This is a genomic window from Alkalihalophilus lindianensis (assembly GCF_032843265.1).
GTDB lineage: Bacteria > Bacillota > Bacilli > Bacillales > Bacillaceae_D > Alkalihalophilus > Alkalihalophilus lindianensis.
This window is the reverse complement of the sequence record NZ_JAWJBA010000224.1, coordinates 1-278: the sequence shown is the minus strand read 5'-3', so window position 1 is coordinate 278 and position 278 is coordinate 1. Positions and strand designations below refer to the sequence as shown.

At 40.3% G+C, this 278-nt stretch carries 1 protein-coding gene; it reads left to right on the top strand.

Annotation, left to right across the window (positions count from 1 at the left end):
• A partial coding sequence (locus tag RYX56_RS22035; protein WP_317124074.1) for an SAM-dependent methyltransferase occupies positions 1–278 on the top strand: 278 nt, incomplete at both ends.

The window sequence follows — 278 nt, the reverse complement described above, 5'->3', positions numbered from 1 at the left end:
AGTTAAGAGACTTGGCGAAGCATAATTGTACTGTTGCTTTGTTCTTAAGTGCCACTTTAACAAAGAAAATCGTCAAGGAATTTTTAGCGGCAGGTTGGAGCAAGGATACTCCAGTAGGGGTTGTGTATAAAGCGACCTGGCCTGATCAGAAAATTGTGCGATCTACCCTTGAACGCTTAGATGAAGATATGCGAGTAAATGGAATTCGCAAACAAGCTATGATTCTAGCAGGCTGGGCTATCGATGAAAACATTCATGATAAACAGTTTAAATCAAAG